At 49.3% G+C, this 25,006-nt stretch carries 22 protein-coding genes; 7 read left to right on the top strand and 15 right to left on the bottom strand.

The genetic code is table 11. The features are described 5' to 3' along the window. Positions 1–13: 13 nt before the first annotated feature. The 3 genes from D0C16_RS23055 to D0C16_RS23045 all read right to left on the bottom strand — a co-directional run bounded on the left by D0C16_RS23055 (position 14) and on the right by D0C16_RS23045 (position 2,178). Positions 14–304, bottom strand: coding sequence for a co-chaperone GroES (locus D0C16_RS23055; protein WP_039916494.1), 291 nt, complete (start codon positions 302–304; stop codon positions 14–16). 233 nt (positions 305–537) lie between these two features. After that, positions 538–1,080, bottom strand: a complete 543-nt coding sequence (locus tag D0C16_RS23050) for an FxsA family protein (protein WP_151034566.1) — start codon at positions 1,078–1,080, stop codon at positions 538–540. A gap of 36 nt (positions 1,081–1,116) precedes the next feature. Then, a complete protein-coding gene (locus tag D0C16_RS23045; RefSeq protein ID WP_151034564.1) occupies positions 1,117–2,178 on the bottom strand; it encodes a DUF481 domain-containing protein in 1,062 nt (353 codons plus the stop codon). Between the two features lie 115 nt (positions 2,179–2,293). On the opposite strand from D0C16_RS23045, the gene D0C16_RS23040 reads away from it, so the two are divergent. Further along, positions 2,294–2,650, top strand: a complete 357-nt coding sequence (locus tag D0C16_RS23040) for an MGMT family protein (protein WP_151034563.1) — start codon at positions 2,294–2,296, stop codon at positions 2,648–2,650. A gap of 23 nt (positions 2,651–2,673) precedes the next feature. Continuing rightward, positions 2,674–3,978, top strand: a complete 1,305-nt coding sequence (locus D0C16_RS23035) for an MFS transporter (RefSeq protein ID WP_151034561.1) — start codon at positions 2,674–2,676, stop codon at positions 3,976–3,978. A 179-nt stretch (positions 3,979–4,157) separates the two neighbouring features. On the opposite strand, the gene D0C16_RS23030 is transcribed toward D0C16_RS23035, so the two are convergent. The 5 genes from D0C16_RS23030 to D0C16_RS23010 all read right to left on the bottom strand — a co-directional run bounded on the left by D0C16_RS23030 (position 4,158) and on the right by D0C16_RS23010 (position 10,636). Further along, positions 4,158–4,640, bottom strand: a complete 483-nt coding sequence (locus D0C16_RS23030) for a YajQ family cyclic di-GMP-binding protein (RefSeq protein WP_151034559.1) — start codon at positions 4,638–4,640, stop codon at positions 4,158–4,160. Between the two features lie 61 nt (positions 4,641–4,701). Continuing rightward, positions 4,702–5,682, bottom strand: coding sequence for a regulatory signaling modulator protein AmpE (gene ampE / locus D0C16_RS23025; protein WP_151034557.1), 981 nt, complete (start codon positions 5,680–5,682; stop codon positions 4,702–4,704). Positions 5,683–5,718: 36 nt separating this feature from the next. Further along, positions 5,719–6,288: a 1,6-anhydro-N-acetylmuramyl-L-alanine amidase AmpD gene (ampD, locus tag D0C16_RS23020; protein WP_151034555.1), complete on the bottom strand. Its 570-nt coding sequence runs from the start codon at positions 6,286–6,288 to the stop codon at positions 5,719–5,721. 58 nt (positions 6,289–6,346) lie between these two features. After that, positions 6,347–7,828, bottom strand: coding sequence for an AAA family ATPase (locus tag D0C16_RS23015; RefSeq protein WP_151034554.1), 1,482 nt, complete (start codon positions 7,826–7,828; stop codon positions 6,347–6,349). A 99-nt stretch (positions 7,829–7,927) separates the two neighbouring features. Then, positions 7,928–10,636, bottom strand: coding sequence for a glycoside hydrolase family 3 protein (locus tag D0C16_RS23010; RefSeq protein WP_151034552.1), 2,709 nt, complete (start codon positions 10,634–10,636; stop codon positions 7,928–7,930). Between the two features lie 134 nt (positions 10,637–10,770). On the opposite strand from D0C16_RS23010, the gene coq7 reads away from it, so the two are divergent. Further along, positions 10,771–11,415 carry a 2-polyprenyl-3-methyl-6-methoxy-1,4-benzoquinone monooxygenase gene (gene coq7, locus D0C16_RS23005; protein ID WP_151034550.1) on the top strand — a complete coding sequence of 215 codons (645 nt, stop codon included), beginning with the start codon at positions 10,771–10,773 and terminating at the stop codon, positions 11,413–11,415. 59 nt (positions 11,416–11,474) lie between these two features. Here the strand turns inward: coq7 and D0C16_RS23000 are convergent, their stop codons facing one another. Beyond that, the gene (locus tag D0C16_RS23000; protein ID WP_151034549.1) at positions 11,475–11,894 is read right to left on the bottom strand and encodes an OsmC family protein; all 420 of its coding nucleotides are present in this window, start codon (positions 11,892–11,894) and stop codon (positions 11,475–11,477) included. Positions 11,895–12,172: 278 nt separating this feature from the next. Here D0C16_RS23000 and crp point away from each other — a divergent pair, with 278 nt between their 5' ends. After that, positions 12,173–12,808: a cAMP-activated global transcriptional regulator CRP gene (gene crp / locus D0C16_RS22995; RefSeq protein ID WP_151034547.1), complete on the top strand. Its 636-nt coding sequence runs from the start codon at positions 12,173–12,175 to the stop codon at positions 12,806–12,808. Positions 12,809–12,884: 76 nt separating this feature from the next. Here the strand turns inward: crp and trpC are convergent, their stop codons facing one another. From trpC to rpe, 5 genes are all read right to left on the bottom strand, one after another. Then, positions 12,885–13,682 (bottom strand): indole-3-glycerol phosphate synthase TrpC, encoded by a 798-nt coding sequence (gene trpC, locus D0C16_RS22990; protein WP_191968601.1) that lies wholly within the window; start codon positions 13,680–13,682, stop codon positions 12,885–12,887. 46 nt (positions 13,683–13,728) lie between these two features. After that, positions 13,729–14,760, bottom strand: coding sequence for an anthranilate phosphoribosyltransferase (trpD, locus tag D0C16_RS22985; RefSeq protein WP_151034543.1), 1,032 nt, complete (start codon positions 14,758–14,760; stop codon positions 13,729–13,731). Between the two features lie 109 nt (positions 14,761–14,869). Next, positions 14,870–15,451, bottom strand: coding sequence for an aminodeoxychorismate/anthranilate synthase component II (locus D0C16_RS22980; protein ID WP_151034541.1), 582 nt, complete (start codon positions 15,449–15,451; stop codon positions 14,870–14,872). Further along, the gene (gene trpE / locus D0C16_RS22975; RefSeq protein ID WP_151034539.1) at positions 15,448–16,941 is read right to left on the bottom strand and encodes an anthranilate synthase component I; all 1,494 of its coding nucleotides are present in this window, start codon (positions 16,939–16,941) and stop codon (positions 15,448–15,450) included. Before trpE ends, D0C16_RS22980 begins: the two co-directional genes overlap by 4 nt. 322 nt (positions 16,942–17,263) lie before the next feature. Continuing rightward, complete coding sequence (gene rpe, locus D0C16_RS22970; RefSeq protein WP_151034537.1) at positions 17,264–17,947, bottom strand: ribulose-phosphate 3-epimerase; 684 nt, start codon at positions 17,945–17,947, stop codon at positions 17,264–17,266. Positions 17,948–18,166: 219 nt separating this feature from the next. Here rpe and D0C16_RS22965 point away from each other — a divergent pair, with 219 nt between their 5' ends. Then, positions 18,167–19,189, top strand: coding sequence for a DUF3530 family protein (locus D0C16_RS22965; RefSeq protein WP_255482122.1), 1,023 nt, complete (start codon positions 18,167–18,169; stop codon positions 19,187–19,189). Between the two features lie 350 nt (positions 19,190–19,539). On the opposite strand, the gene D0C16_RS22960 is transcribed toward D0C16_RS22965, so the two are convergent. Beyond that, positions 19,540–20,274: a tRNA-uridine aminocarboxypropyltransferase gene (locus tag D0C16_RS22960; protein ID WP_151035079.1), complete on the bottom strand. Its 735-nt coding sequence runs from the start codon at positions 20,272–20,274 to the stop codon at positions 19,540–19,542. A 268-nt stretch (positions 20,275–20,542) separates the two neighbouring features. On the opposite strand from D0C16_RS22960, the gene D0C16_RS22955 reads away from it, so the two are divergent. Further along, positions 20,543–23,062: a hypothetical protein gene (locus D0C16_RS22955; protein ID WP_151034534.1), complete on the top strand. Its 2,520-nt coding sequence runs from the start codon at positions 20,543–20,545 to the stop codon at positions 23,060–23,062. A gap of 12 nt (positions 23,063–23,074) precedes the next feature. Then, positions 23,075–24,952 (top strand): GMC family oxidoreductase, encoded by a 1,878-nt coding sequence (locus D0C16_RS22950; protein ID WP_151034532.1) that lies wholly within the window; start codon positions 23,075–23,077, stop codon positions 24,950–24,952. Positions 24,953–25,006: the final 54 nt, after the last annotated feature.

Below are 25,006 nucleotides of genomic sequence, written 5' to 3'. Positions count from 1 at the left end.
CTGGGCGATGGAATTATTCCAATACAGCCTTGATGTCTGATTCGCTCAGGATTACCAGCTCTTCGCCGTCGATGGTGATGGTGTCGCTGCCAGCGTATTTGCCGAACACCACTACATCACCCACTTTTACATCCAGTGGACGCAACTCACCGCTGGTCAATACACGGCCATTACCCACAGCTACCACTTCACCTTGATTTGGCTTCTCTTTGGCAGAACCGGACAGAATGATGCCACCGGCAGTTTTGGTTTCTTCTTCTTTGCGGCGAACCACAACGCGATCATGCAATGGACGAATTTTCATGAAGCTATGTCTCCTAACAATCAATTTTTAACTAAACAGGGAGTCCGGCTCAGGCTGGCTGAACGAGGTGACTCCAGCGTGGTGTTTATAAGGATGACTTTGAAAGTTTCAAGGTCATCAGGATGGCCGCCGATACTCCAGGGCTAACCGGAAACCGGAGGCCGAAAGCGGTGACAACCTATCTGGGGTTGGCTTTGGGGATTTCAACAGCGGGAGAGAGAAAAAATCCTGAATTAAGGCTTGTTAGCGTCAGATGGGCTGGAACTGTCCCGCGATTGGGACTTTTCCTGCTCAATTAACACCCCACCACGCTGGCTATCGGCATCAGTGTGCGCAGATCCGTCATGGTCGTACACGTTTCCCGCACCAAATCCCTGATTAAAAGGATCTCGACCAAAAGGGGATTGTTGGCTGGCAAAGCCGGCGGCGCGGACGGTCATTTTGGCCACCCAACGCTTGATCAACAGGCGACGGAACCAGGGGATAAAGCAAATCAACGCCAGCGCATCAGAAATAAATCCGGGAATAATCAACAAGATCGCCCCGATGGCTTTAAATAAGCCTTCAGCGATAGCAACGCCAGGCAACTCACCGGTACGCGCACCTTGCGCGGCTTTCAGCATGCTCGCCGCCCCTAGGTAACGTAGCAGATTTACACCGATAACGATCATCGCCACCAGCCAGAAAATGACTGCCAACGCCCCTACTTCATCACCGACCTCAATCATCAGCCAAAGCTCAATGAAGGGAAACAATAGCAGAGGCAAAATACGCATCAGTTGCTTATCCAAATAACTAAAAGAGCCGCCAGTCTACCACTTGTAACTCACCCCCAGCGACATCCGCGTATCAGCCCCCTTGCGCGCCGGCTGGGGTTCGTTGTCAAGCCAGTAATCGATTTTAAATTCGGAATAGATGCGTTTGAGAATCATGGAACTCAAACCCGTCGTGGTCTTCACTCGCCAATTGGGTTTATCTTCCGCAGATTGCAGCAACTCATTATTGTGGAAAAAGCCTACCCCCCAAGGCATGGTGTAGCGAAAATCCGTTGCCACGCGCATTGCTATAAACTCATCGCCACTAGCAAATTCACCGATCAATTCTTGCGGAAAAATATAATTTTCATCCATATAGGCAGCGCCGGCTTTTAGCGATAGTGCGCTAGTGAGATTCTCAAAAAACTGATAGCCCGCCCCGGAACCCACACTGCGGTAGTTCGCCATACCGCGCTGCGGGTCCGCGCCCGCCAGCAGGCTGTTGTACCAAAACCATTGGTCAGCCACAAACCAATCCAGCGAATAGCGGCCATTCCAACGTTCTTGCGGCGCGGAATAATTCCAGGACGCGCGCGCAAAATCGCCGCCGATAACGTGGCGAAAATCAGCGCGACGCAATTCAATTTCGGTTTGTAAATTCCATTCATCGCGCACTTCGTTGCCGCGCGAATAAGCGCCCCACAAATTCAAACGCCCATGGTGTATCCAGGCCCCCTTTTTGTAATCTTCGTAGGGCATCAGCGTTTTAATGGTTAGCAGCGACGATCGGCGCACGCGAGACGAGTTTTCACATTGATAAACCAGGTCTGCCCCATCCATATTTTGCAACTGGCAGGCCGCTTTACTGCCGTTGATTTTTAGCGGGCGCTCCGATTGGATATTTTTGATTTTGATTTTAGAAATCCACTGCTCACCAAAATTGCTGGATTTCCACACCAAATGGTCAGCTTCTATGCGGACCAATTCACCTTCCAAGCGATCACCATTGTGCAATTCAACTACACCCGCGCTGGCAGTAACCGAAGAAACAATAAAGAGCAGTATCAATATGTATTTCACAGTGACAGAATCCGGTTTTACCTGAGAACAGATATTCATTAAAGTAACCGGCAACTCCCGCTGCAATGTCAGAAATGTTAATAGTGTTAATATTGGTTAGGTTTGGGTTTAGGCAAGTAAATACCGGTCAATTTCCCGCATTTTTGGTATCCCTATGAAAAAAACGGCAGCGACACCGCCAGCATTTCCCACTGAAGATTCCACTTTCGCGCGCAATAAGTCCGCCATTTATCTCGCACTGATGGCTGTTCCGGCCGGCAAAGTAATTGCTTATGGCCAATTGGCCAAGCTCGCAGGTTTACCCGGTGCAGCGCGCCTTGCTGGAAAAGTGCTGTGCGGATTACCTGAACACACCGAACTGCCTTGGCACAGGGTCATTAATTCACAGGGAAAAATTTCGCTGCCGGAAGACTCACCCGGCTACAAAGAACAAAAGCGCCGCCTGCAAGCAGAGGGGGTCGAATTTAAAAACAACAAAATCAATCTGCGCATTTACGGTTACAATAATTAATCCTTTATCAGCTGACCCCACCCATGACCTCATCTGACCAAAACGTAACCCAAACTCCCGACAAAAATAACAATCGCTACCAGGGCTGGGGCGGGATCAAACGCGCATTTGCCACACCGTCAGCACTAACACTATTTTGTTTGGGGATAGGTTCAGGCCTGCCATTTTTATTAGTCGGCGGCATGACGCTCTCCACCTGGCTGCGCGATGCAGGATTCGAATTGAGTGTGATTGGTTTGATCAGTTACGCCGGTTTTTTCTACGTGCTCAAATTTTTATGGGCGCCACTCATCGATAAATACAGCTTACCGTTTCTCGGAAGGCGCAAAGGTTGGCTGGTGGTGTCACAGCTGGTGCTGATTACTGCATTGGTTGCGGTGGCGTTGGTGGGACCGGAATCGTCACTCAGTATTTTTATAGCGCTGGTAGCCGTTGCTGCATTTGCCGGTGCAACGCTTGATACTGTAGTCGATGCCTATCGCATTGAAGTTGCGCCTATCGAATCCCAAGCCGCTTTGGCCGCAACTTATATTCTGGGTTATCGCATCGCGTTGATTGTGTCGGGCGCTATTGCACTCTATCTCGCTGAATTATTTGGTTGGACCAATGCCTATTTGATGATGGCGCTGTTCCTGCTTATCCCGTTAACAGCATCAGTCATTTGCAAAGAACCGACAGGCGAGCGCGCGCTGGCGGTGCGCGATGTGCATATCGTTGACGCGTTTATTAAACCATTTCAGGAATTTTTCTCGCGCAATGGCATATTGCTGGCATTAGCATTATTACTTTTTGTAGGCCTGTTTAAATTACCCGACCAAATGATTGGCGTAATGGCGGGCCCATTCTATCTGGATTCTGGCTATACCAAGGCCGATATAGCAACTGTCTCCAAGCTGTTTGGCGTTTGGGTGGGAATTGGCGGCGCGTTTTTAGGCGGAATTTGTATTGCCGCATTTAGCATGCGCAATATGTTAGTGGTGGCAACCCTTTTGGTTTCGCTCTCCAATATCGCGTATTTGTTGATGGCAAATAACCCCGGGCAGGCGTGGGCATTCTTTGCGACTATCAGCGCCGATAATATTTCGCAAGGCTTTGCGGGTGTGGTGCTAGTCGCGTTTATGTCCGGCCTGACTAACCAGAATTTCACGGCAACACAATATGCACTGCTCGCTTCATTGGCGAACTTACCGGGAAAATTTATTGGTGGCTTATCTGGATATATTGTTGAAGCGACCAGTTATTCCTGGTTTTATATTTTCAGCAGTTTGTCGGTAATTCCCACGCTACTCATTTTGGCCTGGTTGTGGAATCGGCTGCATAGAGACTGATTATTAGGGTAGCCCGTATGGAGCTTGCGTAATACGGGGTGTGATGAAAAATCAGCAGTGCAGAAATTTGATGACAATCCCGTAATACGTTTCACTTCTTACGGGCTACTGAATTTACCGATTAAAACAAAAAAGCCCTGCTCAATGAGCAGGGCTTTTTTCCAAACGCGAATTAACTATTAATCACGAAAGTTTTCAAACTGCATTGGCATGCCCAACTCCGCAGCGCGCAGTGCGGCAATACACTCCTGTAAATCATCGCGTTTCTTGCCGGTCACACGCACCTGCTCGCCTTGAATACTCGCTTGCACTTTCAGCTTTTTATCTTTCACCAGCGCCACAATCTTTTTCGCCAGATCCTTATCAATGCCCGTGCGGACTTTTACTTCACGCTTCACTTGCTTGCCGGCACTTTTAACCTGGCCAATTTCCAGACAACTCACATCAATGCCATTTTTCGCCATGGCAGGTCTGAGTATGTCCAGCATTTGATCCAGTTGCATTTCTGCGTCGGCAGTAATAGTGATTTCGTATTCTTTAAGCTCGAAACTGGCATTCACACCTTTAAAATCAAAACGATTGGTAATCAAACGCTGGGCCTGATCAACCGAATTAGTCAACGCGTGCTTATCAACTTCCGAAACCACATCAAACGATGGCATAACTAACCTCAAACTTTTTCAAATTAACAATTAAACAATCTTCCCGCCAACATTGGTCGGATCAAACGACCAAGGTGGCAAAGGCGATGGCGCAAACCCAGAATAGTAATGAACGGGTATAAAGCGGCAAGCTGGATTTAATTAACGCAAAAGAATAGGCAGGCTCGGAGTGAGTAGTAATCACATCGCCCGTCAAATCCTCAATAATATCCTGGGTTTCCTCTTCCATTTCTTCCTGCATTTCTGCTTTTTGTTCCGGGTTCATAGTCGCCATAGCTTCTGTAGAACACTCGGTGGGTGCGCCCAATGCTCCGCGCAAACACTCATTCAATACATGTTCGGAAGAGCTCTGCACATCCAATAAATTTTTGCGCAACGGGCAAGTTTCAAAATTGCCGACAAATGCCCAGGTCACGCCCATTAACCGCACAGAGGGTAACTCCAGTAACCAGAGCCATTTACTGGCAACCTGTGCCGCCTCACTACCCTGCTCGGAAAAATCGCGATAGAGAACACTCAAGCGATAGAGCAATGCACCAAAAGGACCTGCGATAAAAAACCAGAAAAGCACTGCGAAAGTCCGTTCAAAACCGCGATAAGCAATAATTTTCAGTGCTTCGCCGTGTAATAAACGCCAGTCTGCAGATTCGGCAACCGGCTCAACGGCAGTGTTACCACGCAATTTATCCAGCAGTTGCACAGCCGCGACAGAATCACCGCGCGTGGCTAGTGAAATATATTCCTGAACATCCGCTATCAAATTCCCACGCCCCAAGCTGTAGAGCAACACCAGCGAATACAATAAAAACATGCCGACCCACGGATTATCGAATGCCTGATTAATCACGACAAAAATGAGCACCAGAATCGCGAGCGGAATTAATAGCGCAACTGCCAATGGCACGCCGGCAACAGACGACAGGCCCGGGATTTTTTGCAAACGATTAATTATCCATTTAAACCAACCGTCGAAATGCAAAACACTGGCTGAACCCAACCAGTACACAATGCCAAGTACTACCACCAAACTGAGAAAAATCATGTTGTCTGACTCTTGCTAGACACGTGAAACAGGAACTCAGGTTCCCAGCGATGCAGAATAACGCGACCAACTAAACGCCGGCCCCGGATCTGTCTTGCGCCCAGGCGCAATATGTTCATGGCCAGTGATACGCGCAGGTGTAAGTGTAGGATAAGTCACCAGCAGCTGGCGAGTTACTTTCACCAATACAGCGTATTGCTCATCGGTATAGGGCAGCGTATCTGTGCCCTCTAACTCTATCCCGATGGAATAATCATTACAGTTAGCAACACCCTCAAAACTGGAAGTACCTGCATGCCAGGCACGCTGATCAAATGCAACAAACTGCGTCACTTTACCCGCGCGATCGATGAATAAATGGGCAGAAACCTGCAAGTTGGCAATACTCGCAAAATAAGGGTGCGCACTTGCATCCAATCGATTTTGAAAAAATTGCTGCACATAACCGCCACCAAACTCCCCAGGCGGCAAGCTGATATTGTGAATGACCAGCAAACTCACCGGAATATTTTCCGGGCGCTGGTTGAAATTCGGTGATGGCAATTTATGCGCAATGTTTAACCAATTATCAACAATAGCGATGGGTTGCTCGTCAGCAGCTGTCATTTGTCTGGCTCGCTTTGTGCCCCACAGCTGTGGGGCACATCACTCCGATTAGAAAAGATTATGCAGGAATTGTGCGGTCTTCCGCCCAAATACGCAATTGCGTGATCTGTTCTGCCATAACCACTGACAAGGGGCTAGTCGCCGTAATTTCACGCAACAATATTTCGGTGGTTAAAGGCTTGGCTTCTGCCGCCGCCGAATAGAGAGCCGCAATAATGGCCTGCTCAATTTCAGAACCGGAAAAACCCTGGGTGGCTGCACTTAATTGTTCGAGATCGAAATTCGCCACTGCACAATCGCGTTTGCGCAAATGGATGGAGAAAATATCCTTGCGTACGGCAGGCTCAGGCAAATCGACAAAAAAGATTTCATCCAGACGCCCCTTGCGAATTAATTCGGGCGGCAACCGCGAAATGTCATTACTGGTCGCCACAATAAATACGCGCGTGCGTCGCTCTGCCATCCAGGTCAACAAGGAGCCCAGCAAGCGCTGCGATACGCCATTGTCATTGCCATCCTGCGCCATGCCTTTTTCAATTTCATCCAGCCATAACACGCAGGGCGACATAGCATCGGCCAACTTTAAGGCCTCGCGCAAATTGCGCTCGGTTTCGCCGTGAAATTTATTGTAGAGCGCACCCACATCCATACGCATCAAGGGCAAGCCCCACAATCCGGCAACCGCTTTGGCCGCAAGGCTTTTACCACCACCCTGCACGCCCAACAGCAAAATACCCTTGGGTCTATCCAATTTGGAATCATCATCGTTAAACGCATCACGACGAGTGAGCAGCCAGCGTTTTAAATTATGCAAACCACCGACATTGGAAAAATCTTCCGTCTGTTGTTCAAAACTGACTACACCTTCCATATCCAGCAATGCAAATTTTGCTTTGTTGATGCGCGGTAAATCATCCTCATTGAGCGAGCCATCGTTCCAGATAGCGCCGCGCACCAAACGACGCACATCGCTGGCATTCATACCCTGCAAATTATTGACGAGCTTTTTGAGCGTAATGTTGTCCGTTTTTACGCGCGCACTCGCATGGCGGTCCGACCAATCTTTCGCTTCCTCACGGATAATTTCCATGATTTTGTCATCATCCGGCAAGGTCAACGCGTAGCTGGCGCTGTAGCGCGATAACTCTGGCGGCAAACGCAGTTGATGACTCAGGAACACCAGAGTATGCGGGATCGCAAAATGATTGAGCGCAATATCTTTTAACAAGCGGACGATTTGCGGTTGATCAACAAGGAAGGGGTGAATATCGCAGAGCGCAAACATCGCCGGCTGCGATTGCTGCTTAACATGGCGGAGCATTTCCTCCGCCTCATTGAGTTCAGTCCCCTTGGGTACCAACTGCGGGCCAAAATTCAACCGCGACAAACCATCAGTTAGCGACCAGCGATGCAGATCCTTGCCATGCTTGTTGGCAACTTTCAGCAATACGTCCAGCGCTTTCTTTTCTTCGTAGGTTTCTATCACCAGCAGCGGGATGCGGGAATCCAGCAACAGCTTGATCTCATCAACGTCTTGCACGCTTGTCTCCTTTCAACCGAACCTAATTCTCAGGGAAGTTGTTCTGTGATTTTTGGAAAACAAGCATGCAGTGGCTAGTGCAGCCTTGCAACCAGTTTTTTAGGGTGCGGCCACCTCAATCACCTGCCGCAAACGAATATCACTACTGGATGCACCTATCTGAATTTCGTAACGACCAGGATCAACGGCATAGGTTTTTTTCTGGTCATCATAAATCAGCAAATCCCGGTCGGGCTGCAGGCTGAAGTACAGCGTGCGCGACTCACCCTTGCGCAGGTGCACTCGCTGGAACGCGCGAAGCTCTTTAACAGCGCGACTGCGTTGTGGTTGCACAGGTTTTACATACACCTGCACGACTTCATCGCCCGCGTATTTACCGGAATTTTTTACCTGCACTTGCAGGTTTACTTTCTGATTCGCAGCGATGCGCGACTGATCAAGTTTCAGTGCCGAATAATTGAAACGCGTGTAGGACAAACCGTACCCAAAGGGATAAAGCGCTTCACCGGTAAAATAGCGGTATGTGCGATTGACCATTGAGTAATCATCAAACGCGGGCAAGGTTTCATCGGCTTTATAAAAGGTAATTGGTAGACGGCCAGCGGGATTCGCATCACCAAACAATACGTCCGCCACCGCATTACCGCCGCGCTGGCCGGGATACCAGCTCATCAATATCGCGGGCAAGTTTTTATCTGCCCAGTCAATCGCCATCGCTGAGCCACCAGTCAAGATCATTACAATGGGCTTGCCAGTTTTTTGCAGAGCCTCCAATAATTTTTGCTGAATAGCGGGTAAGCGAATATCGGTGCGATCACCGCCGGCAAAACCCGGATAATTCACCTTCATTTCCTCGCCTTCTACGTCGCCAGTTAATCCGCCGACAAACACCACCACATCCGCTTTTTGTGCGGCGACAATGGCTTCATCAAAAGGCGCTTTAGCGCCCGGCAATCGCCACCCCAGACGCACCTCGGCATCGCGAATATCTTCAAAATATTCCAAGGTGATGTCATAAGCCTTACCGGCTTGCAATTCAATTTGCACACTCTGACTACGCAACCGCTCAGCGAGCTGCCATGAGTCGATCAGTGTTTTGCCATCGATTTTTAACCGCACTCCGTCATTAGCACTTACATTAATTTCATAAGCCCCGGAAACCGGCGGAAGCAGCTGCCCAGTCCAGCGCACGCTGTAGCTATCGCTGGGCAACCCGGCATCGGCCGCAATTTCACCGCGCGCCACCAGTGAATCTGTCGGGGCACCGCGATCCCAGCGAAATGCAATACGCGAATCCACGCGAGTGATTATTGGCGTACCTGCCAGCGCTACGCCTTTGAAATATTCCCCTCGCAACCCCTGTTCAGTAGAGCTTGCCGAAGGACGCAAATACGCTGGATCAATAATCGGTGCTGCGCGCGGATCTTCACGTCCTTCTACTAAATCTACACCGCGCGAGTAAACCACTTCTGTGGTTGGTGAAACGGCAGCGCGAATGCCCTGCAAAATTGTGACTGGCGCAGCGGGTGTACCGTAATAATTACCCAGCAGTGACATTACTTCATCGGCAGTAGGACCAATGACTGCGATATTTTTTAACGATTTTTTGAGCGGCAAAATGCCCCGGTTTTTAAGCAGCACGATTGATTGCTGTGCGACCTTGCGCGCGAGCTGATCGTGCTCAGCAGCTTGGTTTACGGAATAAGGAATTTGTGCCCAAGGTACAGTGGCGGCGGCATCAAACATACCCAAACGTATACGTGTTAAAAATAGCCTGCGCAGTGAATCATCCAATTCTGCTTCTTTAATCAATCCCTGCTTAACGGCATTAACCAGCCCGTGATAAGTTTTGCCACAATTTAATTCGGTGCCTTTTTTAACACCGAGAGCCGCTGCTTCTTCGGCAGTGTTAACAATTTTGTGGTGTAGGAAAATATCTTCAATAGAATCACAATCTGAAACCACATAACCGGTAAACCCCCAGTCCTTGCGCAAAATATCAATCAACAACCGCTGACTGGCCGATGCAGATTCGCCACCAACGCGATTGTAAGCGCCCATCACCGACGCTACTTTTCCCTCTTGCACCAGCGCTTTAAAGGCGGGCAAATAGGTTTCATATAAATCGCGCTCACTGGGAGTTACATCGAAATGATGACGATCCGCCTCCGGGCCCGAATGCACAGCAAAATGTTTGGCAGTGGCATCGGCTTTGCGATATTTCGTTGTTGGTGCACCGGCATAATCGCCCTGCAAACCTTTTACAAATTCCACCCCCATAAGACTGGTGAGATAGGGATCTTCACCGTAGGTTTCCTGACCCCGCCCCCAGCGAGGATCGCGAAAAATATTGATATTAGGCGACCAGAACGTTAGCCCCTGGTAACGTATCCGTTGATCACGGCGGGCAAACTCATGGTGCTTTGCCCTGCCCTCATCGCTAATCACGCGCGCTACTTTACCAATTAATGCAGGATCAAAAGTCGCCGCCATCCCAATCGCCTGGGGAAAAACCGTTGCATCTCCCGCGCGCGCAACACCGTGCAAGGCTTCATTCCACCATTCGTATTTTGGGACACCCAAACGCGGAATTGCTGGAGCATCGTTTAGCATCTGCGCAACCTTCTCTTCCAGCGTCATGCGCGCCACCAAATCCGCTGCACGCATTTCAAAGCTGCGCGAGGAGTCCTGATAAATCGGCGTATCGCTCGCTGGTGAGCGTTGCTGCTGGGCAATAACGGGTAAAGATAAGCTGATCGTCACCAGGGACAACACGAGCTTGCGGTTGGAAAATAAAGAAAAAGACATGGGAAGAAATCTCGAGGGTCAAAATTTTATTATTTTTTGACTATAGTCATGCAGCAGCTTGTATACAAGTAAATTAGGGTTAAGCCGGTACAGGATTTCTGGTTTAATAACACATCTTTTGCGGAGAACCCATCATGTCCCGTCACCTAAGCCTAATCGACAATTTCATTATCAATGCCGACCGCGCCCTGCGCACCTTGGCAGCGGGCAGCGATATGACCTGCGAGCGCCCTTCACCCGCCCGCCCGCTCGATGAAGCTGAATTGAGTGATACTGAGCGCAAGCAAGCCGCCGCGTTGATGCGCGTGAACCACACGGGTGAAGTTTGCGCGCAAGCGCTCTATCAAGGTCAGGCGCTAACCGCGAAATTACCGCAAGTACGCAGCGAAATGGAACACGCAGCCGAAGAAGAAATTGATCATCTGGTCTGGTGCCAGGAAAGAATCGACTCACTTGGCAGTCATACCAGCTATCTTAACCCCGTTTGGTACGGGCTCTCGTTCGCGATAGGCGCAGGTGCTGGCCTGGTTAGCGATAAAGTAAGCTTGGGTTTCGTGGCCGCAACCGAGGATCAGGTATGCAAACACCTGCAAAGTCATCTCGAACAACTGCCTGTTGCAGACTTACGCAGCCGTGCCGTCATTGAAAAAATGTTGGAAGATGAAGCACAGCATGCAGAGATGGCGTTAAATGCGGGAGGCTACAAATTTCCTGCGCCAGTGAAAGGTGTGATGACGCTAGTATCTAAAGTGATGACAACAACCAGTTACCGCATATAAATGAGGCCCCACAAAAATGCCCGCATCAAGCGGGCATTTTAACGTCAAACCCACATTGATCAGGCTTCACGAATTTCGTAAGAATGGGTAATTTCTACGCCACCCGCCTCCAGCATAATTGATGCCGAGCAGTATTTAGTTGCTGACAATTCCACGGCGCGCTTGACCTGAGCTTCCTTCAATTCCTTGCCAGTTACCAAAAACTTCATGTGGATTTTGGTGAACGGCGATGGCACACCATCAGCGCGCTCAGCGTCTAGCTCACAACGACAATCCGTCACTTGCTGGCGAGCTTTGGTCAGAATGCTCATCACATCAAACGAAGAACAGCCGCCCAACCCTAGCAGTAACATCTCCATCGGGCGCACACCGGTGTTGCGACCACCATGGTCCGGCGGGCCATCCATCAACACCGCGTGACCACTACCTGACTCGCCCAGAAATTGGGCCCCATCAACCCACTTCACAACTGCTTGCATAATTCATCCACCCGACATTAACGGCTCTATCAAGAAAGGGGCGTAGACTACCATATTAAAAGCGCAAAGCCGAAATGTCGCATTATTCAACATACACTGTTAAGAATTTCATTTTTTGTAGACAATTCAAATAACTAGGCTTATAACTGCATCACAAATTTTCAGCTTGTCATGGTCGGTGTCTAGCCGCGCGGCGGGCTTGTCGTCATAATAAATTTCATATGTAAATTAATCATATAAAAACCCCCTCAACCATTACAAAAATCAGGAGCCACACCTTGGTCGCTGTCTCGCTAACACCGCACATAAAGAATGTGGAAGAGTTTCTAATTCACTGTCACCGTCGCCGTTATCCCGCCAAAAGTACCATTATTTACGCGGGCGATAAGAGTGATTCTCTGTACTACATCGTCAAAGGTTCTGTAACCGTATTGATTGAAGATGACGAAGGCCACGAGATGATCGTCGCCTATTTGAACGATGGCGACTTCTTTGGCGAGATGGGCTTGTTCGACGAGAAAGATTCCCGCAGCGCTTGGGTAAGAGCTAAATCTGAGTGTGAAGTAGCAGAAATCAGTTACGCCAAGTTTCAGGAAATTTCTGAATCTCACCCCGAATTCCTGTTTGCGTTAGGCAGCCAAATGGCGCGCCGCCTGCGCGCTACCACCCGCAAGGTAGGCGACCTCGCCTTCCTCGATGTGACCGGTCGTGTTGCTCGTACGCTTCTCGAATTGTGCAAAGAGCCAGATGCAATGACTCACCCTGACGGCATGCAGATCAAAATTACCCGCCAGGAAATTGGTCGAATCGTTGGCTGTTCGCGAGAAATGGTGGGCCGTGTACTCAAGACTCTGGAAGATCAGGGCTTGGTATTGGTAAAAGGCAAAACCATGGTGGTCTACGGAACGCGTTAATCATCGATTTAGACAAACGCTTAACCGATAAAAAGAAAGCCCGCTATTGCGGGCTTTCTTTTTATCGACGCATCACTCAGGAGAAAAAATTTGCCAGTGCCTGGCCAGGATCTTCTGCCCGCATGAATGCTTCGCCAACCAAAAACGCATGCACGTTTTTATCGCGCATGGCTTTCACATCGGCAGGCGCGAGAATACCGCTCTCAGTCACAACAATACGATCACCACCGATTTTATCCAGCAACTTATAGGTTGTCTCCAAGGTTACATCGAAGGTATGTAAGTTGCGGTTGTTGATACCGATTAGCTTGTTTGGTAGTTCGAGCGCGATATCTAACTCACGCTCATCGTGAACCTCCACTAACACATCCAGACCCAAGTCGTGAGCTAATGCATTCAACTCTTTTAACTTGGCTGTTTCCAACGCCGAAACAATCAGCAATACACAATCCGCACCCAGTGCACGCGCCTCATAGATGTGGTACTGGTCAACCAGAAAATCCTTACGAATCACAGGCAGATTTACAGCGGCGCGTGCTTGCTGTAAATACGTATCAGCGCCCTGGAAAAAATCTACATCCGTCAATATCGACAAACACGCAGCTCCGCCCTGCTCGTATGAACGCGCAATTTCATCGGGTACAAAATGTTCGCGAATAACGCCCTTGCTTGGCGATGCTTTTTTTATTTCAGCAATTACGCCGGCCTTACCCTGCGCCAACTTATTTTCAATTGCGCTTACAAAGCCGCGCGCAGTTGCCTGTGCTGCTGCACGCTTTTTTAGTTCATCCAGTGAAACACGGGATTTGCGCTCGGCGATTTCTTCCCATTTGCGCGCAATTATTTTGCGCAATACGGTTGGTGTATCAGACATGGAGTTTCCCAAATAACCTAAATTAAGTTCAATGTTTTAACACTAATCATTCTAGATATTGTGTGAATGCCGCAAGCTCGCGAATTTTTTCACCCGCAAGACTACTACCGATTGCATCACGAGCCATTTCAACACCATCGGACAGGCTGGATGCTACACCACTTACGTAGATGGCAGCACCAGCGTTAAGCGCAATAATATCAGCGGCTTTTTCAGCATATTGTCCACGGCGATTACCTAATGCATCTCGTATTAACAACAGCGAATCTTCCGCATTGCTAACACTTAAACCAATGAGACTTTTGGATTGCATACCAAAATCTTCTGGTTTGATAATGTACTCGCGAATTTCACCATGTTTTAACTCAGCAACTTTGGTTTCAGTGGCCAAGCTAATTTCATCCAAGCCATCTTTAGCATGAACAACCATTACATGTTCACTGCCTAAACGACTTAGCACTTCCGCCATAGGCTTGCAGAGTTCCCCATTAAACACACCAATTACCTGGCGTTTTACGTTAGCAGGATTAGTCATAGGACCAAGCATATTAAAAATGGTGCGCATACCCAGCTCTTTACGCGGGCCAATCGCATGACGCATGGCGCTGTGATGCGCCGGTGCAAACATAAAGCCGACACCGATTTCTTTTACACAGCGAGCAACCTGCTCCGCTGTAATATCCAGTTTGATGCCTGCCGCTTCCAACACGTCTGCGCTGCCAGTAGAACTTGAAACCGAACGGTTACCATGCTTGGCCACACGACCACCGGCCGCCGCAACCACAAACGCACTGGCAGTTGATACGTTAAATAAATTGGCGCCATCACCACCGGTTCCGCAAGTATCAACCAAATAGTCAACATCGATAGCTACCGGCGTCGCCAGTTCACGCATTACCATTGCTGCGCCGGTAATTTCATCCAGAGTCTCCCCTTTCATACGCAGCGCCACCAAAAAACCACCAATTTGTGCCGGCGTCGCACCGCCCGTCATCACAACACGCATGACAGAAATCATTTCTTCGGTACTCAAATCAATCCGAGCCACCAGTTTTGTAAGCGCTTGTTTAATGTCCATTGCCTGTTACCTTTTTTGTTAGTTTTGTCCGGTCCAGGAACCGGTCTCTAGAGTTTTATGTCAGGTTGATTCTAAAGTTTATAGGCTGTTTCTTTTTTACAAGATGGAACTAGTAAGCCGTTAAGAAGTTGCGCAACATGTCATGACCGTGTTCAGTCAAAATAGATTCAGGGTGAAACTGCACTCCCTCTACGGCGAGGGTTTTGTGCTTTACGCCCATAATCTCCCCCATGCTGCCATCTTCATTTTGTGTCCAGGCAGTAATTTCCAAACAATCGGGGATGGATTCCTTTTCAATCACCAACGAGTGATAGCGTGTTGCTTGAAACGGATTTTTTAACCCTTTAAAAACACCGGTATTGTTGTGATACACAGGCGATGTTTTGCCATGCATCACAAACGGGGCACGAATAACTTTGCCGCCAAACGCCTGACCAATGCTTTGATGCCCAAGGCACACACCGAGCAAAGGAATTTTACCGGCAAAGGTCTTAAGCGTTTCAATAGATACGCCCGCTTCGTTCGGTGTGCATGGCCCGGGGGAAATTACGATTTTTTCCGGTGCGAGCGCCGCAATTTCCTCAACGGTAATTTCATCGTTGCGCACCACTTTCATGTCCGCGCCCAACTCGCCAAAATATTGCACCAGGTTGTAGGTAAAGGAGTCGTAGTTATCAATCATTAAAATCATTTTGCACCACCTTTAACAGCTGCTTCACCAACCATATCAACTGCTTTAAAAATCGCACGCGCTTTGTTCATGGTTTCTTTCCACTCTAATGCAGGAATAGAGTCTGCGACTACACCAGCACCCGCTTGCACATAAAGCTTGCCGTTTTTGATCACCGCCGTGCGAATGGCAATTGCGGTATCCATATTGCCATTCCAGGAAATGTAGCCCACTGCACCGCCATAAATGCCGCGCTTTTCACTTTCCAATTCGTCGATAATTTCCATGGCGCGAATTTTCGGAGCGCCACTCAAAGTTCCTGCCGGCAATGCAGCTCGCAATACGTCCATTGCCCGCAAGCCATCATTTAATTTTCCCGTAACATTTGAGGTGATATGCATCACGTGAGAGTAGCGCTCTACCACCATTTTATCGGTGAGTTTTACACTGCCCACTTTGGCAACGCGACCTACATCATTGCGCCCCAAGTCAATCAGCATTAAATGCTCGGCAATTTCCTTGGGATCATTCACCAATTCAATTTCCAACGCTTTATCTTCTTCTGGTGTGCGGCCACGGCGACGAGTTCCGGCAATAGGACGTACAGTGACTTCACCATCTTCCAGTCGCGCAAGAATTTCCGGGCTGGAGCCAACCACATGATGATCGTCCAGATCCATAAAATACATATAAGGCGATGGGTTCAAATTGCGCAGCGCGCGATACAGATTAATAGGTTCGCCGCTAAAATCTATCGACATCCGCTGCGCAACGACTACTTGCATAGTATCGCCCGCGAGAATGTACTCTTTGATTTTATCCACATAGCGATGAAAATTTTCTTCACCACAATTGGACGTAAATAAAGGTTCGCTGTTGGCGTTATTGCCCAGGGAAAGACTCGGTGTGGCAGGCGTTTCGCCACGCAGCTTTTTCTCCAGCTCGTCCAGGCGCGCAGTGGCCTTGGCAAAAGCATTTTCAATTTCCGGATTGGCGTGAATCACAAAAATTAATTTTCCGGCAAGATTGTCGAACACCAGTACTTCATCGGAAACACTCAGCAATATGTCCGGTGTGCCAATTACATCTTTGGGTGTACTGGCTTTTAAATGTGGCTCAACATAACGCACGCAATCGTAACCAAAATACCCGACGAGACCACCCGTAAAACGCGGCAATCCGGGCAACTCTGGTGCGCGGTAGCGATCTTTAAACTCCTCGACAAATGCCAAGGCATCAGCACACTGGTGAGTTTCTACCACTTCACCATCGCGCTCGACAGTCACGGTTTCACCAACGGCTTTTAACACCGTGCGCGCTGGTAAACCGATCATGGAGTAACGCCCCCACTTTTCACCTCCTTGCACAGATTCAAACAAATACGAGTAAGGGCCTGCAGCCAGCTTCAAGTAGGAGGATAAAGGAGTATCCAGATCGGCCAACACTTCACGCATGACCGGAATACGGTTGTAGCCTTGTGCGGCTAACTCGACAAATTGTTCGGAATTCATGGCATTACCTTTGAGCTCGCCCGTCATGCTTATGAACGGTGGCAAGCTGTTTCATATTTATTGAAATGGGTTCAGGCTCTCGTTGCTTACACGGCTAACTAAAAATCCATAGCGCAACAGAGAAAGGGCGGACTTTGCACAGCCGCCATGCGGCGCTTGCAAAGCAATAGGAACTAGCGACGCCATCGGGCGACGAGGAGGGTAGCGCACTCTGTAGTGGTGAAAGTTGCGTGTATCACGAGGAGTTTTCCTGTTTGAACTGAGGGCCAGTGTACTGAATTATTCAGCCACTGCCTACCCTCAATTCGGCCTATAACGCGGCTTATTCGACCAGTGCTAATTGCGCTCTCATCTCGGTAATTACTGCCTGATAATCCGGGGCGTTGAAGATAGCAGAGCCCGCCACGAAGGTGTCCGCTCCTGCTTCAGCGACCGCACGAATATTCCCTACACCAACACCACCATCTACCTCCAGTCGAATTGGCAAGCCACTGGTATCAATCAGTGCGCGTGTCTCGCGCAATTTGTCCAGCACATAAGGAATAAACTTTTGCCCGCCGAAGCCCGGATTTACCGACATCAACAGGATCATATCCAGCTTATCCATGACATATTTAATCTGTTCAAGCGACGCGGCCGGATTAAGGACTAGTCCCGCCTTACAGCCTTTATCTTTGATGAGTTGTAGCGATCGATCCAGATGGCGAGTGGCCTCAGGATGGAAGGTAATATAGGTCGCCCCCGCATCGGCAAACTGGACAATCAGGTCATCGACTGGCTCAACCATCAGGTGCACGTCCATAGGAGCAGTAACGCCATAATTGCGCAGCGCCTTGCACACCATAGGCCCGAGCGTTAAATTGGGCACATAGTGGTTGTCCATTACATCGAAGTGGATGATATCCGCCCCCGCCGCCAACACCGCATCAACCTCCGCCCCCAGTCGTGCAAAATCGGCCGAGAGAATGGAGGGTGCAATTTTGTAATCGCGCTTAAATGTCTGCATAGTTAAAGTTCTTTGTGAATGTCCCGATATTTGTAGTAGCTGGCGCTGGTTGATTGTGCTGTAGCGTCATTTATCTGATCATTTTACGTGATACGGCTTATAACCAAAACCCGATAAGATACGAGAATGCACTCAATCCTGCCCCACACACCGACAAAACGCCTTAATGACTGCGCAAGCTATTGCCTTTGCTTGTGCTTGGGTCTTCTATTGCACTCAGTGACAAACGCGCAGCCACCAGAAATTGAAGCTCAATCCAGCACCGCCAGTGCAAGTGCACAATCCAGCGCGGCCTCATCGGAAGCCCCCCTTTACGAATCACGCGCCCTACGCGACAAAAGCCTGATCGCTAAAGCAGCAGGCGAGCAGGCACAGTGGCTAGATACGGAATATGGCAAGTTATTGGTATTCTATCGCCCCACCGAAGCCAAAAGGACACGCGGAGTTTTAGTGCTGTTTCATGCCGCAGAAGACCCTCAACGCTGGCCACCGATACTGGAAAACCTGCGCGCCAACCTACCCCGCTACGGCTGGGAAACACTCGCCGTAACCCTACCTGGTCAGTATCCAGCTTCGGTACCACAACGCCCGAGCTCATCCAGCATCAGTTCAACAGCGGCAACTGTCCCGCCCAACGCCGAAGCTGTCAGCGCCGAGGCGACTTCAGCCTCATCCGTCACAACGAGTGAACCCTCAACACAGTCGTCTTCCACAGCGTCATCCATAGTTCCTCGCGACACATTAATTCAGGCCTATGTCGCGGCAACCTTTGAGTTTCTGCAAAAAAAAGGGCAATTCAATGCGGTATTGCTGGTTGATAACAGCTCGGCCAATCCAGTACTAACTCAATTGCTGTCACAGATAAAAGAAAATACCCGGGACCCTGCTACCATCGATGGTCCAATTCAGGCATTGGTAATCACCAATTTGCAAAGTCAGGAGCCGCTAACAACCAGCGAGTTGGCGGCTATTTTCAGCAATAAACAGTTACCGGTATTGGATGTTTTTTTTAACCCTGATGACCTGGAGCAAATCAAAGCTCGCGATTTACACAAAGCAACTGCGATGCGACTGAAATTGAACAGTTACCTGCAAGCTTCTCTGGATAATCAACCAAAGATAGTAGAAACAGACCCACGTAGCTTTCTCGCCGCGCGGGTGCGCGGATTTATGCAACGACACGCGAGTGGCACCGAAGTAAAAGGTAGCGGTGAGGCCAACGACAATACCGTATCTCCTTGACCCATCTGCCGACGAAACTCCAACCGCAAAAGAAAAACGGGATCAACCTCGCGGTTAATCCCGTTTTATTGATATGCCCTCGGTGCATCCTACACCAACCGGGCAGTCTCCCTCTTGCATGACTTTCAACTCAGAGTGAAGCAAAGAAATTAGGCGCTTCCCTTGACCCTACGTGGTCAACCTACCTTCCCTGACGACCTCCTTGTTAGAAGCCATTTTCTAGGAAAGCCCACTGCGACGATAGTCGCAAAATTCGGTTAATTTTGTAGGAAATTGGCCACTAGCTCCCGCGGTGATCCGCTTATAACTTGCAGACCCAAACCATAATCCTCGAAGCGATTGCTGACACCTTAGAGCAATTGCGCAAGTCGGGCATGAACCTCGCCCTTCTGCGGCGGTAAACAGGCGCGAGTGGCAAGGTAGTGTAAGTTAAACACCTCAAAATAATCCCCAAGCGCCTCAGCAATGATTTGCTCATTAGCTAATTGCAAACACAACGCAGCAGCCTCAGCAGTGGAAAGATAATTATCTTGATGAGACTTGCGCACCGCGTAACCGCGACCATCTGCCTCAGGTAATACCACGCAGGGGAAATCATCTAACCAACGGCTTAGATGAAACATACGGCCACTCTGCTTCCAGGTTCCATCCAGTAAGACAAACGTATTAATTTTGCCATCGTCTGGCAGCTCAACTACCAGCTGGCGTGATTTTGCCGCTGCTTCATTGGCTTCTTCCGGAAAAACAATTAAGCAACGCCGCTGTGGGTCGCTTAACAAACCCAATAGTGCAGGATCCGGTTCAGTACGACTCCAACAAAAAACGTGAGTATGCGCCGGCAAAAGATCGGCAATTAATCGCCCGGTATTAGTAGGCTTTAATACTTCATCGCGATGCATTAGCAAAATAAATTCACTACGTGACTCAAGCGTTGGTCGCCAGGAACAAATACAGGCGTAAGCGGCTAAGGCGCAGTCTTTACACCGAACAACTGATTTACCGCGCGCAAGAAATTCACGCGTCGCTTCCGCCAGACGCTTATCGCGCAAGATTAGGAACTGATTAAGAGGGCGAGCAGGCAACATAAGACGAGGAACTATTTTCACCAAGGAGAAAGCCCAGCATCTTAACACAAGACTTTAAACGACTTTCAGCGCAGAATCCACGCAAACCGAATCGATCAACAAAAATCACCACCCATATGGGTGGGGATATTACAAAATATGATCAAGGATACTGCGATGTCGTCCTTCATTTGACAAATATCGGGTTCAGGAAGAGCCCAAGCATCATTATTAATTTAATAACAACACTCACCCGTGTATCTGTAGCAGTTTTTAAGGAGCGAACCTCATGAAATCAATCGCTATTTGGGCCGTGCCAATTATCAGCGCCCTACTTCTCACCTCCTGTTCTGACCATCCCTGTGGCAAAGGTTCCGGCAACGTGCTCGACGAGGCAAAATGTGTCGGTAGAACACCTGAATCACTTAAAGCTGCCGACGAAGATTATTACGCCGATATGGATTACGGCATCACTAAGAACCCTGCTGAACTTGTCCGCCGCCTGACCCCATATGTACCCGGAATCACCGAAGCCCAGGCAGTTAAAGCCGCCGCTGAAGGGCGCAACAATTGGATAGTGTGGACCGCGGGTAACGATACCTTGTGGGACGAAATCGGTCGCGCCAGCGTCGGCAACTCCGACCTACTCAAGACAGTGTCCAACCACCCCGCACTCGGCTATTCACGCGATAACCGCTGGCAGTATCTTGGCGTGGTCAACGAACCCTGCTTCAAAAAAGGGGACAAGCCCAATCCTGATCGGTTCGGCCTGTATCTGGATACGCGCGACCCGAGTTGCGCCGCAGATCCGTTTGAAAATGAACAAAAGTATCCCGGTATAGAAATCGGTGCGCGAGGTAAAACCGTACCTGTTGGCTCTTATTATGGTTATGCAACTGGCATCGTAGGCCTGCGCCTCTTCCCCAACCCGGATTTCGATGAAGCAGCTAAAGCCAAGTGGGATCCCGAGCGCTACTACACTGACCCGTCTTATTACCAGGATAAAAAACTGATTCGCCCTTATCGCGTAGGTATGTCGTGCGGATTCTGCCACGTTGGACCAAACCCCACTAACCCACCGTTAGATCCAGAGAACCCGACCTGGGCGAACCTTAACTCGAATCCGGGCGCACAGTATTTTTGGGTTGATCGTATTCTGATGTTTGCACCCGATAAAACCAGCTTCCCATCACAACTCTTCCACACTTCCCGACCAGGCGCGCTGGACACTTCGCTTATTTCGAGCGACTACATCAACAACCCGCGCACCATGAATGCTATTTACAATTTGGGAGCGCGTGTTCAGCTGGCGACTAAATTCGGTAAAGAAACGCTCGGTGGTGGAAGCCTGAACAACAAGCAGTTCAACCAACTGCCGGAAGTACCTAAAGAAAGCCCGCTGAATAATTTCTACAAAGAGCCGGACACGGTATTCACTCCGCGCGTACTAAAAGATGGTGCCGATTCAGTAGGCGCTTTAGGTGCGCTTAATCGTGTGTACATCAATATCGGTTTGTTCAGTGATGAATGGGTCACCCATTTCCGCCCACTACTCGGTGGCAAGAAAATTACTCCGTTTGAAATTGAAGTCGCACGCAAAAACTCCAGCTTCTGGGTTGCTAACGAACATCAAACACCCAACCTGGCATTGTTCTTCCTCGCTGCATCGACACCCGATCATCTGAAAGATGCCGCTCAGGGCCAAACTTACCTGACCAGCGACACCGCCGTGCTGCAGAAAGGTAAAGAAGTTTTTGCCAAAACTTGCGCACGCTGCCACTCCAGCAAATTACCGGAGAAAGCCTTTAGCCATTTCCCGGATCAAGGCTGTGTGAATGCTACCGGCGACAAGAATTATCTGACCTGCTGGAACGATTACTGGAAATGGACCAAGACCGACGAGTTTAAAACGGCGATGACTGAAATTGTGTTGAAGGATGACTTCCTCGACAACAATTTCCTCTCCACTGATTTACGCGTACCTGTCACGCTGCTTGAAACTAACGCGTGTAGTCCATTAGCCAGCAACGCAATTCGCGGCAACATTTGGGATAACTTCTCGTCAGAGTCTTACAAAAACTTGCCATCCGTGGGCACCATCAATATTCAAGACCCCTACGATTTTAGCGTTAAACAATTCACAGTCCCCGGTGGTGGTCGCGGCTTCACGCGCCCAGCGTCCTTAACCAGCGTCTGGTCAACCGCCCCCTTCTTTGTGAACAACGCATTGGGCGATTTTTATTGGACAGGCACAGTGGAAGATCGCATGAAGTCGTTTGACGATTCCATTGAAAAATTGCTCTGGCCAGAAAAGCGTAGCGGCAACATGACCGTGGTCACCAAAAATGGCCTAACGCATCCCGGCACCATCGATCGCACTACTGCGCCGAGTTATTTACGCGTACCTTCTGGTTTCCTGCCTGAGTTCTTGCAACCGCTCGAAGGCTGGCTTAGCCGTATTGCGCCCTGGGCATTTGGAGATGATGGTGTACAGATTGGTCCAATCCCCGCAGGTACACCGGTAAACCTCCTGTCCAACATTGATATGGAGCAACACGACAAGGTATTACCACTACTGTTGAAGGTTAAAAAGGCACTGAAAAATATTCCTGAAAACCCCACGAACGAACAAGCAGAAAAAGCTTTCTCTGATGCAAAAGTTGTAGGCCCATTACTGGAAGTCAGCAAATGCCCGGATTTCGTCGTTGATAAAGGTCACTACTTCGGCACGCAGTATTTGCAAGACGATGAAACGCCACTCACGGATGAGGAAAAACGCGCGCTGATTGAATTTGTGAAAACTTTCTAAGGAGCGACGAAGATGCAATCAGCCTTTGAATACATTGTTGTAGGCTCAGGCGCGGGGGGCGGCACGCTTGCCGCCCGTCTCGCCGAAAATGGTAAAAAAGTATTGGTTCTGGAAGCCGGTGGAGATCCCACCCAGCTTAAGGGAAGCGATCCACGAGCACCGGGAGAAAATCGGTTGCCAGAGCAATACCAAGTACCAGTATTTCATGCACTATCCACCGAAAACTCGGCAATGCGCTGGGATTATTTTGTACGTCACTACTCGGACCAAGCGCAACAATTGCGCGATAGCAAATACACCGAAACCTTTGAAGGCGAAAAGGTGGATGGCGTGCTCTATCCCCGCGCGGGCTGTTTGGGTGGCTGTACTGCCCACAATGCGATGATTACTGTGTATCCACATAATGCCGACTGGGACTATATTGCCAACTTAACCGGCGATACTTCCTGGAATGCCGATACCATGCGCGGTCATTTCCAGGCGTTGGAAAACTGCAAGCATCGCCCGATCTATCGCTTCCTAAGCAAATTAGGTTACAACCCAACCCGCCACGGTTTTAATGGCTGGCTAAGCACTGAAGCTGCACTTCCCTTGGGGGATATTGCCCGCGATGAGCAATTAATTAAAACCGTACTCGAATCAACCGAAGAAGCATTTAAGCATCTCGGTGAACCTGCTGAGCGCGTACGCTGGCAAAAATTGGGCTTGGCCGACCCCAATGATTGGCGATTAGTAGAAGACAATGCCTTCGGTTTGCGCTACCCACCACTGGCAACCAACAATCACAGCCGTAACGGTACTCGTGAACGACTGCTGGATGTTGCCACACGTTTTCCTGGCAATCTTTCCATTGAGTTGAATGCGACGGTTACGCGCGTATTGTTTGACGATAATAATCGCGCAATCGGTGTGGAGTATTTAAAAGGTGAGCGTCTTTATAAAGCACACTGCTTACCTCGCAACACCCAGGGTGAAGTCAAAACCGTTTACGCCACCAAAGAAATCATCCTGTCAGGCGGCGCGTTTAACACACCACAATTGCTGATGCTTTCCGGCATCGGCGATTCCGCTGAATTGCAACAACACGGTATACCGGTTCGCGCGCACTTACCCGGCGTCGGTAAAAACCTGCAAGACAGATACGAAGTGGGTGTTGTAAACCGTATGAAATTTAACAACTGGGAAGTACTTGAAGGTGCGCGCTACGAAAAAGGCGACCCGCAATATGAAAAATGGGAGAAAGAACGCAAAGGCGTTTACACCACTAATGGTGCAGTGCTTGCGGTAATTAAACGCTCGGTGAAAGAGCGTCCCTTGCCAGATCTATTCTGCTTTTCATTGCTCGCGCTCTTCAAAGGTTATTTTCCGGGTTACTCCAAGGTCATTACCGAGCACCTGAATTATTTCACCTGGGCAGTGTTAAAAGCCCACACCAATAATTCCGCCGGCTATGTTGCGTTGAAATCCGCAGACCCGCTGGATACCCCACACATCAACTTCCGTTATTTTGACGAAGGTAACGACACCAGCGGCCAAGATTTGCAATCGGTGGTTGAGGGCGTGAAATTTGTGCGCGAACTCACCAAGGATTTAATCGCCTCGGGCTTGATCGCTGAAGAGGAGCTACCCGGCAAGCAAGTACAAAGCGACGCTGAAATTGCGCAATTCGTGAAGGATAACGCTTGGGGCCATCACGCCTCCTGCACCTGTCCCATTGGGCCGGATAACGACCCAATGGCCGTACTGGACAGCAATTTCAAAGTCCGCGGTGTACAGGGTTTGCGCGTGGTGGATGCATCGGTTTTCCCTAAAATTCCAGGCTTCTTTATAGTGAGTGCGGTCTACATGATCGGAGAAAAAGCGGCTGATGCAATACTCAAGGGCAAATAAGCCCACTGGAGAGTGTCCGACAAGGAAATTACATAGTCGCTTCTGAAACTTTCT

Source organism: Cellvibrio sp. KY-GH-1 (assembly GCF_008806975.1).
GTDB lineage: Bacteria > Pseudomonadota > Gammaproteobacteria > Pseudomonadales > Cellvibrionaceae > Cellvibrio.
Note: the sequence above shows the minus strand (reverse complement) of the source record. Positions and strands in the feature narration are given on the sequence as shown.